This is a genomic window from Halostagnicola alkaliphila (genome assembly GCF_055379965.1).
In genome coordinates, this window is the sequence record NZ_AP043824.1 from 177,933 (window position 1) to 190,614 (window position 12,682).

9 protein-coding genes are annotated in these 12,682 nt (G+C 58.8%); 3 read left to right on the top strand and 6 right to left on the bottom strand.

Annotated features, from left to right (window positions below; translation table 11 throughout):
• Positions 1-1,320, top strand: coding sequence for a nickel pincer cofactor-dependent isomerase, group 22 (locus tag ACZ5C7_RS00750; RefSeq protein ID WP_464374774.1), 1,320 nt, complete (start codon positions 1-3; stop codon positions 1,318-1,320).
• 21 nt (positions 1,321-1,341) lie between these two features.
• Here ACZ5C7_RS00750 and ACZ5C7_RS00755 read toward each other — a convergent pair whose 3' ends face one another.
• The 3 genes from ACZ5C7_RS00755 to ACZ5C7_RS00765 all read right to left on the bottom strand — a co-directional run bounded on the left by ACZ5C7_RS00755 (position 1,342) and on the right by ACZ5C7_RS00765 (position 5,439).
• Positions 1,342-2,733: a GntP family permease gene (locus ACZ5C7_RS00755; RefSeq protein WP_464374487.1), complete on the bottom strand. Its 1,392-nt coding sequence runs from the start codon at positions 2,731-2,733 to the stop codon at positions 1,342-1,344.
• Positions 2,734-2,825: 92 nt separating this feature from the next.
• Positions 2,826-3,590, bottom strand: a complete 765-nt coding sequence (locus ACZ5C7_RS00760; protein WP_464374488.1) for an IclR family transcriptional regulator — start codon at positions 3,588-3,590, stop codon at positions 2,826-2,828.
• Between the two features lie 1,087 nt (positions 3,591-4,677).
• The gene (locus tag ACZ5C7_RS00765) at positions 4,678-5,439 is read right to left on the bottom strand and encodes an IclR family transcriptional regulator (RefSeq protein ID WP_464374489.1); all 762 of its coding nucleotides are present in this window, start codon (positions 5,437-5,439) and stop codon (positions 4,678-4,680) included.
• Positions 5,440-6,089: 650 nt separating this feature from the next.
• On the opposite strand from ACZ5C7_RS00765, the gene ACZ5C7_RS00770 reads away from it, so the two are divergent.
• Both ACZ5C7_RS00770 and ACZ5C7_RS00775 read left to right on the top strand, forming a co-directional pair.
• Positions 6,090-8,567 (top strand): glycoside hydrolase family 31 protein, encoded by a 2,478-nt coding sequence (locus ACZ5C7_RS00770; RefSeq protein WP_464374490.1) that lies wholly within the window; start codon positions 6,090-6,092, stop codon positions 8,565-8,567.
• Positions 8,568-8,644: 77 nt separating this feature from the next.
• Complete coding sequence (locus ACZ5C7_RS00775; RefSeq protein ID WP_464374491.1) at positions 8,645-8,794, top strand: hypothetical protein; 150 nt, start codon at positions 8,645-8,647, stop codon at positions 8,792-8,794.
• A 617-nt stretch (positions 8,795-9,411) separates the two neighbouring features.
• Here the strand turns inward: ACZ5C7_RS00775 and ACZ5C7_RS00780 are convergent.
• The 3 genes from ACZ5C7_RS00780 to melA all read right to left on the bottom strand — a co-directional run bounded on the left by ACZ5C7_RS00780 (position 9,412) and on the right by melA (position 12,677).
• Complete coding sequence (locus ACZ5C7_RS00780; protein ID WP_464374492.1) at positions 9,412-10,179, bottom strand: hydroxypyruvate isomerase family protein; 768 nt, start codon at positions 10,177-10,179, stop codon at positions 9,412-9,414.
• Between the two features lies 1 nt (position 10,180).
• Positions 10,181-11,278 (bottom strand): Gfo/Idh/MocA family protein, encoded by a 1,098-nt coding sequence (locus ACZ5C7_RS00785; protein WP_464374493.1) that lies wholly within the window; start codon positions 11,276-11,278, stop codon positions 10,181-10,183.
• 64 nt (positions 11,279-11,342) lie between these two features.
• The gene (melA, locus tag ACZ5C7_RS00790; protein WP_464374494.1) at positions 11,343-12,677 is read right to left on the bottom strand and encodes an alpha-galactosidase; all 1,335 of its coding nucleotides are present in this window, start codon (positions 12,675-12,677) and stop codon (positions 11,343-11,345) included.
• Positions 12,678-12,682 lie beyond the last annotated feature (5 nt).

Genomic DNA, 12,682 nt, shown 5'->3' on the forward strand with positions numbered 1-12,682 from the left:
GTGGAACTCGAATTCCCCGACGCCGACGTCCTCCGCGATGCGAACGATCACACCCTCGAGGAGTTACCCCGGTTTGCGCCGGTTCACCGGAAGCGTGATCACGAGTGCATCGACGATGTCGAAGCCATCTCAAAAGGGGCGATCGACGACATTGACGCGTTCGACTCGCTTCCCGTCGGAGCCGAAATCGCGGTCACCGCCGGGAGTCGAGGCATCCACGACATGCCCGAGACGCTTTCGGCTGCGATCGACGAACTCCAGAATCGGGGCTACGAGCCGTTCATCATCCCGGCTATGGGAAGTCACGGCGGTGCGACCGCCGAGGGACAACGAGAGACCCTCGAGGCGCTCGGGATTTCCCCGGAGACGATGGGTTGTGAGATCCGATCCTCGATGGCGGTCGAAGCCGTCGGCGAGGATTCGTTAGGTCGGCCCGTCTACGCGGCGCGGGACGCGCTCGAGGCTGATGGGATCCTTCTGGCAAACCGGGTCAAGGTTCACACGGATTTCAACGGGGACGTCGAGAGCGGCCTTTCGAAAATCGCCGTCATCGGGCTGGGCAAACACCGCGGTGCGGAGTCGTTACACAACGCGGCCATCGCGACCGACTTTTCGGACGTGATCCGGGACAGGATGGAGATCCTGCTTTCGGAGACGCCGATTGTCGGCGGCATCGGGCTCATCGAGAACGCCGCGGACCGCGCGGCGCACATCGAGGGCGTCTCCGCCGGCCAGATTCCGGAGCGCGAGCCGGAGCTGCTCGAGCTGGCTCGCGAGTATTTCCCGCAACTCCCGGTCGACGAGCTCGACGTGCTCGTCGTCGACGAAGCGGGCAAGGACAAATCCGGAACCGGGATGGACACGAACGTCCTCGGTCGCTACCGCTTCCACGGCGAGGACGAACCGGAATCGCCGAGCATCACTCGAGTGTACGTTCGCTCGCTTACCGACCCATCACACGGGAACGCACTCGGCGTCGGGCTCGCGGATTTCGTCCACCGCGATTTCGTCGCAGATATCGATTTCGAGGATACGTACGTCAATATCGCGACGAGCGGCGAGACGAACCGAGCGAAGCTCCCGTTCGTGGTGCCCGACGATCTGACCGCGCTTTTGCTCGCCTGTTCGACGACCGGCGTCTCGAGCGCCGAGAACCTTCGCGTCGCTCGAATTCCGAGTACGATGGAACCCGATACGCTCGTCGTTTCCGAACCCGTCGCGAACGAACTGTCCGCTCGAGACGACCTCACGGTCGGCCCGCTCGAGCCGCTGTGCGTCGAAGACGGGACGTTGGCATCCGATCCGTACGGCACCTATTGAGCCCAAAAGAGAGTAACGGTGTCAGAACAGCACGTCGGGGATGGCCGATGGATCCGGAAGGAGCGCAGCGGCGATCAACACCAGGATAAGCCCGGTGACCGACATGATCGTTGCCGTTGCGGAGTACGTCTTGAACGTTTCTTCCTCGGTGATTCCAGCTATTTTGCTGACGGTCCAGAAGCCGCTGTCGTTGTACCACGGCGCGATCATGCCGCCGAATCCGACCGCCATCATCATGTAGACCGAGTTCGCTGCTAGCTCCCCGGTGAGTGGAGCCATCATCGCCGCTCCGGTCAGGATGGCGACCGTTCCCGAACCCTGTGACACTCGAACCATAGCGGCGATAAGCCAGCCGGCGAACAGCAGCGGTAATCCGTACTCGACGAGGCCGTTTGCGATATAATCGCCGACGCCGGCGATTGCCATCATTCCGCCGAACGTTCCGCCGGCAGCGGTAATCGCGGTGATGTTGCCGCCCGATTTGAGCGCCTCGGTCAACTCTTCGTTAAACAGCGACCGGTTTCCGACCATTTCCATCCGGTAGTACGTAAACGCGGAGATCGCGGCGGCGGCGGTCAGTGCGAGGTTTGGATCGCCCAGGAACGTCGCGACGTCCCGAACGATCATCCCTTCGGCAAACACGGCGTCGGTGATCGTCGCACCCGCGATGAACACGACGGGAACTGCGACCGGAAGCGAGGACTCGAGGAGTCCCGGAAGCTCCTCGGTCGGTCGTTCGGCTTTTTGTTTGAGACTTTCCGGAGTCGACCCCATCGCCTCACGAAGCGGGAACTCCTCCCGATTGTGGAGGAATCGTCCGTAAACGATCCCGGCGAACAGGGACGTGGGCAACGCCAGGGCGGCACCGACCAGCAGTGCGAGTCCGAGATCCACGCCGAGGTCGCTCGCCATCGCGAGTGGACCCGGCGTCGGCGGGACGAGCATGTGCGTCGCGAGGGCGCCCGAACACAACACGGCGATATACAACGAAAATTTCACGCCGGTCTTCGCCTTCATCGAGCGTCCGAGGGGGGCAAGAAGGAAGAACACGTTGTCGAAGAACACCGGAATCGACAACACGTAACTACTCCCCATCAGTGCGTACTCGGAGTTGTTATCCCCCGTCAGCGACTGAAACGCACGAACGATACGTTCCGCGGCACCGCTGTCCATCAACGTTTTTCCGATGAGTGCCGCCATCAGAATGGGGATACCAACGCTTACCATCACGTCCCCGAACTCCTGGGCGACAGTCGCCGGGACTGTCTCGAAGGGGAGCTCGGGGGTCACGACCCCGATGGCCATTGCTGCGATGATGAGCCCGAAAAACGCCGGTAGCTTTAGCCATACGAGCAACGCAACGACGACGATTAACCCGATGAGGAACGGTATAAGTGGGTTGGACAATACCATGCACTGGTATCTACATTATTAATATAAATTTCTTGCGACTGAGTATCACGATACTCTTCCAGTCAGGGGATGTTCCGTGATTCCCCAATTGCTCACTCGACGGACGAACTCCGGAGCTGGAGTTGTATTTCGTTCGCCGTTCCCATCGTCATCTCCGGAATCGTTCGCTCGAATCGATCATCCTGAAGGCGATTTTCGGGACCGGCTACGGCGATCGCACCGTAGAGGTCGTCGTCGAGGACGATCGAACTGGCGACGGCACGCCAGCCGTCGATATTTTCACCTCGATTCAGCGCGTAACCGCGTCCGTCGGTCCGTTTACGGCTTTCCTCGAGTTCGCTCGCGCTCGTAATCGTGCGATCGGTCCGTTGCTCGAGTCCGTGCTCCTCAACGATCCTGTCGACGTTCTCGTCGGGAAGTGCGGCGAGGATCGCTTTTCCGCCCGCGATACTGTGAAGGTCACACCGGGTCCCGATCGAGGCGTACGGCTGGAGCGCGTCGTTTCCGGTCGCCTTTTGAACGTACACCGCCTTGCCGTCCTCTTCGACGATGTACCAGACGATTTCGCCGGTTCTCGACGCGAGACCCTCGAGATACGGCCGAACGACGGCGGCGAACGCGATATCTTTCTGGACGTACCGGCCGGGAGTGAGAAATCGGAGACTCAAGTCGTACGTTCCGTTATCGTTGGTCAGATATCCGAGTTGAGCGAGTGTGCGTACGTAATCGTGCACCGTGCTTTTCGGTAACTCGAGCGCACTAGTTATCTCAGCGACGGTTGCGCCATCCTGGTTACGGATATATTCGATTATTTCGAATGCTCGACCGACCGTACTGAGTGGGACATCCGGTATCATTGCTCACATATCTGCCGGTCAAACGAATAAGAATTGCGTCTTCGAGCGGAACGCCTGACCGAGTATGTCGAATAGGCCGGACCGCACTCGGACGGATGGCGTTTGCATACTCGGGTTACGACAGATACAGGAAATATCGAGTAATATCTTCTAAATAATGCAAGATAATTACGTGAGATTGGAATGATTATCTTCCCGTTCGATTTACCCGGACAACAGAAGTTTACAAAGGTATCGATGTAAAACGAGGGCGTTCTGGTAGGTCGAAATACACTCGATAGAGACGACTGGGTTTACCGATTGGCGTCGGTGTTCTTCGTACGCCCGGTGTCTGTCGATCTTACTATAAAATTGAAATATAGATCACTCTGATCTTTATTCCGTTCCGGAATGAAATCTCATGGCGATTACGGCGACCCCTCGGTGAACCATTGTACGTTCTACCCAACACCGTGTCACGTGCAGGCACGCTACTACGAACGTCACTTCCCGAGTTCGTTTCAAGCGTCCGTATAGAACAATAACGACCGGCGCTATACAATATAAAAACCGATTTTCACCCTTTTTTTAGTTACAACTCTCGACAGTTGGTACTATCTTCGGACTTGCCGGTCCCGTTCCCCCTCTAGTTCGATGTCCGTACCGATATGCGGTCGGTCTCGGATGATGGTACGGACCAACCATTACTACGAACGGTTGAGTATGTCAATATGGGTCTTCGACTTTGTTCACATTTCATGACTCTTGTACAACGAAATATGCCGGAAAAGGGTTCCATTACAAAATATGGTCGCTCTTTCCGGAAAACCCGTGAAAAAGCACCGTGTTTGATGTTACCTTCTATCGAGGAATCAAAACGTCCAATAAGAGATAACATCTGATAATCATTACTAAGTTGTTAGTAAGCCGGACGAATATCGCGTTATGGAGGATTCGGTTTGATCCCGCTCCTCTCAGTTCGGACGGCGAGACTCCGACGTCGCTCGAGTCGGGATACGACTCGTTTCCACCCTATAGGGGGGTAGTTAGACGGGACTCGAGGGAGAGTTTGGTTAGCTGCACGTTCGCCGACCATCGAGATGCACCCTTAGGAGTAGTTGTGTTTGAGTTCGATGACGTTCGCCGTTCCCAGTACTGAGTCGGGAAGTTCCTCGTAGAACCGTTCATCGCTGATGCGGTGAACCGGGCACGCGACGCTGATTGCTCCGACACTTCGGTCGTTAGCGTTGGTGATCGGAGCGGCGACACAACAGAGTCCCGTTAATCGTTCCTCCCGATCGAACGCGTACTTGCGGCTGCGAATCTCCTCGAGTTCGTCGAAGAATCGCTCCCGGTCTGTTATCGTTTGCTCGGTCAGCGGTTCCATGCCACGTGCGTCGAGAATAGTTTCGACCTCTTCTCGAGGGCGGAACGCGAGAATAGCTTTTCCGAGTCCCGTACAGTGGAGTCCGACGCGTTTTCCCTCGTACGTATCGAGCTCGACCGCGTTCTCGCCTTCCGTCTGGTACAGATAGACGCCCATTTTGTTCCGTTCGATGAGAAGGTTTGCGAGCTCTCCGGTTTCGTCCGCGAGTTTGTCGATTTCTTGCCGTGCGTCGTCGTAAATATCGGTTCGATTTCTGGCGTACGCTCCGAGGCCGAGAAACGAGATTCCAATATGATACTCGTCCCCTTCCTTGGAGAGGTACTCGCGGTTGACGAGCGTATTGAGGTGGTTGTGAACGGAGCTCTTTCCGACGTCGACGCGCTCTGAAATCTCTGAAACCCCTGCGCCGTCGAGTTCCTGTACGACTTCGATGATTTCGAACGATCTGTCGACTGTTCGGACCGGGTGCTTCGGTTCGGCCATACCACACCTATACAAGGGAGGCGTATATAATTTTACTGCCATGTGGCCGATACGTTCCTGGGCTGGTGGTCCCAGTTATTGGTGACCCATCGGCGGCGCTCGAGATATCGAGTTTTGGATTGCGGAGGGTTCTGTGCCTAATACACGCGGTTTGGTTATTTTTATTCGAGACCGACTTTGTCGCTATCGTCCTCTCCATTCGAAACGTTGGCAAATATATAATTAAATAAATAACTACTGGTCTGCAAATCTTCCGTTCGCGTATCGAACGAGAGCCATCTCGTGAGACTCTCTGTCGCGTTCGAGCAGGGACAACTGCGTCTGGCCGCCGTGGTTCGTTTGTGCCGGTAATTCCGAAAAGACCCTTTCTAGACCAGCATTCTCGGAATATTACAAGATAGCATCTTGTTGTAATCTGTATTACTTATTCGTGGCTTTACACAACCCGATTCGGCTACGGGGAACTGAAATGTCGCAACTAGTCGAGGGAACCGACGCTACGAGAGTCCCGACTCAGCCACACGTCAGTCGCTCTCCGCCGCCTCGGTGACGAACGCCGGCAAGATTTCCCCGCCGGAACCGATACGGAGCGGACGAACGATCTGTCGACAGGGGGAACAGTAAAGAGACCACGGTTGTCTTTATGTAGTATGCAGTACGAAGACATTCGAACGGAATCGGACGGTCCGCTCGTCCGAACGGACGAGGGAACGCTAAAGCTTCAGGTCATCGACGATGCCATCGTCAGAGTTGTCGTTGCCGATGACGAGTCGATCAGCGATCCGTCGGCGAACAGCCCGATGATCGTCGAGCAGCCCGCTCGCGAACCAGATTGGTCGGTTTCTGAAACGGCGACGACCGTTACGCTCGAGACGAAAACACTCCGCGTGGAGATGGCAAAGGAAACCTGTGCGCTCACCTGGCGAGATATCGACGGTACCCTGCTCGTTCGCGAACCCGAAGCGGGCGGCAAGGAGCGGAATCCGATCGATGTCGAGGCGATGGCCGGTGAAAACGCCGCCACTCCGGCCGATACCCTCGAGCGTCGCGGATACTCGACGAAGCTCGAACTCGAGTTCGACGACGAGGCGCTCTACGGGCTCGGTCAACACGACGACGGCATCTCGAACTACCGCGGAAACGCTCAGCATCTCTATCAACACAACACGAAAGTAGCGATGCCGGTACTCGTCTCCACGCGTGGGTACGGTATTCTCTGGGACTCGTACTCGCTGTCGACGTTTCACGACGACCAGCACGGGAGCTATTTCTGGTCGGAGTGCGTCGACGAGTTCGACTTCTACGTCGTCTACGGGCCGGAGTTCGACTCGATCGTCTCCGGATTTCGCGAACTGACCGGCGAAGCGACGATGCTTCCGAAGTGGTCCTATGGGTACATCCAGTCGAAAGAGCGATACGAAACGGGCGCGGAACTGCTCGAGGTCGTCGACGAGTACCGCGAGCGGGAGGTCCCGATAGATTGCATCGTTCAGGATTGGCAGTATTGGCCCGACTCGACCGAATCGGATCCGGACTTCGAGGAGTGGGGTGGCCCCGGCGGTGACTGGGGACGGTGGGGACAGAAGTCCTTCGAACCCGAACGGTTCCCGGATCCCGGCGCGCTTACGGACCGGCTCCACGAGCGGAACGTCAACCTGATGATTTCCCTCTGGCCGAACATGCTCGCTGGCGACAATCACGAGGAGATGGCGGCGGCCGGCCACTTACTCGAGGACGGTGATCTTTCGGCTCCCGACAACGAGCGCCACTATTACGACGTGTTCTCCGAAGCGGCTCGAGAACGCTACTGGAATCAGACGGAGGCGGGACTGTTCTCACACGGCGTCGACGCGTGGTGGGCCGACTCGACCGAACCGTACAATCCCGACTGGGGGCTCGAGGCCCCTCTCGAACCGGAACAGCGTCTCGAGTTGATCACCAACGATTACAAGCAAGTGTTCGACCCGGCTTACATCAACGCCTACTCGATTTACCAGGCGCGGGGTCTCTACGAGGGCCAGCGAGGAACGACCGAGGAGAGCCGTGTACTGAACCTCACCCGGAGCGGGTATCCGGGTCAACAACGGTACGGGGCGATCACCTGGTCGGGCGACGTCGAAGCGACCTGGGACCGGCTCGAAAAGCAAATCGCCGATGGCCTGCAGTTTACGGTGACCGGTAACCCGAAGTGGACGCTGGATATCGGCGGTTTTTTCGTCCACGACGGGACCGACGAGGAGTTCTACGCCGACGGCGACTTCGATGCGGGCTACGAGGATGCGGGCTATCGCGAGCTGTACACGCGGTGGTTCCAGTTCGGTGCCTTTCTGCCGCTGTTTCGGTCCCACGGCACCGACACCCCTCGAGAGATGTGGCGATTCGGCGAGCCCGGGGAGCGGATTTACAACACCCTCGTCACGTTCGACGAACTGCGGTACCGGTTGTTGCCGTACATCTACTCGCTCGCGGGGCGGGAAACGCTCGAAAATTATACGATGTTTCGCCACCTCGCGTTCGAGTTCCGCGAGGACGAAGCGGTTCACGACATCACCGATCAGTTCATGTTCGGTCCGTCGCTGTTAGTGTGTCCCGTCACGGAACCGATGTACTACGGCCCAGCGTCGACGCCCCTCGAGGGGAAAGCGAAGGCTCGCGAGGTCTATCTCCCCGAGGGGACGGAGTGGTACGACTTCTGGACCGGCGAACGCTACGACGGCGGACAGACGATTCTCGCGGATGCCCCGCTCGAGAAGCTTCCGCTGTTCGTCCGAGCGGGGAGTATCGTCCCGATGGGACCCGTCGTTCAACACACCGGCGAAAATCCCGACGCGCCGTGGGAAGTCCGAGTTTATCCCGGCCGCGACGGTTCGTTCGACGTGTACGAAGACGCTGGCGACGGCTACGCGTACGAGAACGGTGAGTACGCCGTCACGCCCCTCGAGTGGGACGACGCCGCGAACGAATTTTCGATCGGGGAGCGGGACGGAACGTTCCCCGAACTGGTCGAACGACGCCAGTTCGAGACCGTCGTCGTCACGGAGGGTGTCGGAACCGGGGCCGAGACCCACGAAGCGCACGCGACTATTTCCTACGACGGGAGCGAGGCGAGTGCGGCGGTCGATCGGTGAGTTCGTGAGTCCCAGACCCGCCCTCGGTGTCCGTCCCGATCAGCGAGCCCGAGTAACTGCCCGGTGCCGTCGTAGAAATGGCGGGTCCACCAGCCGCTCGCGACCGCTCCGTCACCGAACTCTCACTCGAGCGTGTCCTGTGTAAAGGCAAGACGGACGGCGGCCGGATGCCAGCCCGTTCGGGATCCGTCGCCCACTCGAGTACCTCGGTTGCGCTTTTCGGGTGATACAGCTCCTATAAGCTCGGATCGCCCGGAGCGACCCCACGAAGTGTTACGCTGTTCCCGTCCTGATCTTCGGTCCATCTGTCGTTGGTCTGAAGACGCCGTATCGATGTCTTCGTCGTTGTCGCGGTAGCCGTCGGGAGACCGAATCGAGCGCCCTCATACCGATCCCCGTCGTGTTCTAGGTTGTCGTCGCTCTCGAGCGCTCACTACACCAGGGATCCTCGAGTTATCCAGGGATTCTTTCTTCCAGCAGAAACGAACTACGTTCGGCATAGAACGATTAACACGGTACACAGTACGCTCCCTCGCTGTCGTGTGGCGTCTGTTAGCGCGGTAGTACTCGGTTTCGCTCTCGTTCGATTCCCCCAATGGAACTGTGATGATTACACACGTATGGGTGTAACGACAACGCTCTCCCCATCGTACGCTCCCTTCGGTTCGTCCGACACCTTCCGTTTGTTTGATTACTGGATAGTACTGAGTCAGAGTGGAAGTCGTGCTATCGCCGGAGCTGTCGAGCAGTACACCCTCTGGACGGCCGTCGGATCGAGGTCCTGCTCACCCGTTTCACGCTGTTGTCACCGGTCGAGACGCCCGCTTCGCCGGTCGTTGAACTACTATTCGACCCCGCCCTCGAGCACGTCTAGGGCTTCCGCCACTGCCGTGTCCGGGTCTCCGGTCGGCGCAAACTCGAGACCGACGTAGCCGTCGTAGCCGCCGTCTTCGAGTGCATCAACCACATTCGCGTAATTCAGCTCTCCGGTGCCCGGTTCGTGGCGCCCGGGGACGTCCGCGACGTGAACGTGGCCGATGTGCTCGACGTTCTCCGTCAAATTCTGGATGATATTTCCCTCCGTAATCTGCTGATGATACACGTCGTACAGCAGTTTGACGTTGGGGGAGTCGACCGCTTCGATAATCTCGTATCCTTCGTGAGACGAGGTGAGGAAGTACCCCGGGTGATCCACGGCCGCGTTCAACGGTTCCACAACGATGGTCACGCCTGCGTCCTCGGCGTCCGGGGCGACAGCCGAAAGCACTTCGACGATGTTCCGGAATTGAACGTCCCGATCGAGTTCTGCATGGTCTTTGCCGACTGTCGAAATGACCGATTGACAGCCGATCTCGCTCGCGGTTTCGATCGATTCTCGAATCGTCTCGACGGCCGCCTCTGCCTGGGACGGATCGGTGAGTTCTCCGCCCGCCACACAGCCGACGATCGGAAGCTCCGTCTCCGCTGTCGCCGCTTCGATCGCCTCGAGATCCTTCTCGCGCCAGTCCCAGAATTCGATGCCGTCGGCCCCGGCATCGGCCGCACGGTCGACCCGATCGGCGAACGGCTCGTCGTCGTACACCATCTCGAGACAGAGCGAAACGTCCACCACGTCACTCCCCCTCCGTCGGCTCGGGCTGCAGTTGGCCGGATTCGACCATCGCCTCGAGCGGGTTGTCCTCGATGTCGAGCGGGAGATCGACACGGCCGCGTCGACGCGACGATTCCCAGGCTGCGAAGATGAGTTCGGTCGCGTTCAGCGCGTTTCGTGCGCCGAGTTCGGCTTCTTTCCCCGTCTCGAGGCTGTCGACGATATCGGCGATCGCTCTTTCGACGAGTTCCCAGTCGTGGAGGTCGCCCTCGGTGTCCACGGCAGTCCACGCGTCGTCGCCGGCGCGTCGGATTCGAAGCGACGGTAGGTCATCACCGGACGGTCCGACCTCGATCGTCCCGTCTGTTCCGATCAATCGGTTGTGACAGCCGATCGCTCCTGCCGGACCGCCCTCACCGGTCGCGTCACTCGTTCCGAACCCGTGAACGCCGTTCTCGTACTCCCAACAGACGATCGCCTGGTTTTCGTTGTGCGTGCCGAACTGAACGTTTTCTTCCCGGTAATCCACCTGTGCCATCACCCACTCGGCCGCCGTTTCGTCGTTGAAGTAGTTACAGAGATCGAACGAGTGAGAGCCGTAGTCGAAGATGCCGATCGGTGCCGAGAACTCGAGTCGCTCGAGGTCGCCGATTTCGCCCGCATCGAGGAGTTCCTTCGCCGTGCGAACGGGATCGCTGAATCGGCGCTGGTGGTTGAAGGTCACCTGAACGCCGTGACGGTCGGCTTCTTCGACCATCCGTCCGGCACCACCGTACGTATCGTCCATCGGCTTCTCGCAGTGAACCGCCTCGACGACTCCCGACTGAACGCAGTCAATGACGATCGAGTCATGAATCGCCGGCGGAACGCACACCGAAACGATGTCCGGTGCTACCGTTTCGAGCATGGTGCTGTACTCCTCGAAGATGCGGCCCTCGTCGATCTCGAATTCGTTCGCGAACGCCTCGGCGTTCGCCCGGACGATGTCGGCACACGCGACGAGTTCGCACTTCTCTACCGATTCGTACGCTTCGGCGTGGCGATACGCCATCGCGTAGCCGTCACTGCCTGGATTTTCCGGTTCAGAGCCTGTTCCGATTACGGCAACTGTGTAGGCCATATGAACACTTCATCGTCGATGATTATACACTTTGTGTGTCGTTGCCACAGATAGCGCTCCGTATTCAGGTGTACTCGGGAACGTATTCCGCGTTCGTCTCGAGCAGGGCGTCGACCATTCCGTCTATCTCCTCGAGCGTACAGACTGCGGCCGTCAAGGGATCGAGTTTCAGCGCCTGCCGGAGTTTGTCTTCGTCGCGCTCGAGTGCGGCATCGACGGCGAGTGACTGGACGTTGACGTTCGATCGGTTGAGTGCGGCGAGTTGGGGCGGAAGTTCGCCGACTGCACATGGGTGAACGCCCGTTCTGTCAACATGACAGGGGACTTCGACGAGCGCGTCGCCGGGAAGGTTCGTGATCAGCCGACCGTCGTTCGGAACGTTGAGGTTCATTCGGCGCGGTTCGCCGGTCTCGAGGGAGTGGATGATGCGTGCGGCGTACTCGCCCGACCGCGAGAGCGAGCGGTCCATCTCGGCTTCGTCGAACTGATCGGCGTGGTCGAGCGAACTCCACTGGTCGAAGTACTCGCCGGTCGGAAGCCAGCAGACGGGGGAGTATTCGAACTCCGCTTCGTTCGGGTCGTAGGCGCTGGTCTCGACGAGGCGTTCGATTTCGTCGTCGTCGTGGCGAAAGTACGGAAGGTACTCGCTCAAGTGATGACTCGACTCAGTGATGAACGCCCCGAAGTGATCCATCGTTTCGAAGCGAACGACGTCTTGGGCGTAGATTTCCGGATCCGTCATCGCCTCCCGAAGCTCGGGATACATATCTCGGCCGTCGTGTTCGATCTCGAGGAACCACGCCATGTGATTGATCCCGGCAACCCAGTACTCGAGTTCCTCGAACGGAACGTCGACGTAGGAAGCGACGTCGTGGGCCGTTCCGACGATGCTGTGACAGATCCCGTAGACGTCGATTTCGGTCTCCGCTTCGATAGCCCAACAGACCATCGCCATCGGGTTCGTGTGCTGTAAGAGCGGCGCGTCGGGACACAACTCCTCCATGTCTCGAGCGATGTCGACCATCGTCGGAATCGTCCGCTGTGCCCGGAAGACGCCGCCGGGACCGAGCGTATCGCCAACCGACTGGTTCACCCCGTAGCGCCGTGGAATGTCTATCTCGTTTCGGACCGGTTCGACGCCGCCGACGTGGATCATCGTGATGACGTAATCCGCACCCTCCAGCGCTTCTCGCCGGTCGGTCGTCGCTTCGACGGTCGCGGGGAGGTCGTGTTCGTCGACAAGGACGTTCGTCGCGGCCTCGATCCGCTCGAGTCGATCTGCGTCGATATCCATCAGGCTGAGCGTCGAGTCCTGTAGCGCCGGAAACGAGAGTACGTCGCGGACGAGCGTTTGCGTAAACGTGTGGCTTCCAGCGCCGATGAACGCGATTTTCACCATTAGCG

What these genes read in the sequence shown, in the direction of transcription:
- ACZ5C7_RS00755 (WP_464374487.1), bottom strand. Translation starts at nt 2,733, where the DNA reads ATGGTATTGTCCAACCCACTTATACCGTTCCTCATCGGGTTAATCGTC.
- ACZ5C7_RS00760 (WP_464374488.1), bottom strand. Translation starts at nt 3,590, where the DNA reads ATGATACCGGATGTCCCACTCAGTACGGTCGGTCGAGCATTCGAAATA.
- ACZ5C7_RS00765 (WP_464374489.1), bottom strand. Translation starts at nt 5,439, where the DNA reads ATGGCCGAACCGAAGCACCCGGTCCGAACAGTCGACAGATCGTTCGAA.
- ACZ5C7_RS00770 (WP_464374490.1), top strand. Translation starts at nt 6,090, where the DNA reads ATGCAGTACGAAGACATTCGAACGGAATCGGACGGTCCGCTCGTCCGA.
- ACZ5C7_RS00775 (WP_464374491.1), top strand. Translation starts at nt 8,645, where the DNA reads ATGGCGGGTCCACCAGCCGCTCGCGACCGCTCCGTCACCGAACTCTCA.
- ACZ5C7_RS00785 (WP_464374493.1), bottom strand. Translation starts at nt 11,278, where the DNA reads ATGGCCTACACAGTTGCCGTAATCGGAACAGGCTCTGAACCGGAAAAT.
- melA (WP_464374494.1), bottom strand. Translation starts at nt 12,677, where the DNA reads ATGGTGAAAATCGCGTTCATCGGCGCTGGAAGCCACACGTTTACGCAA.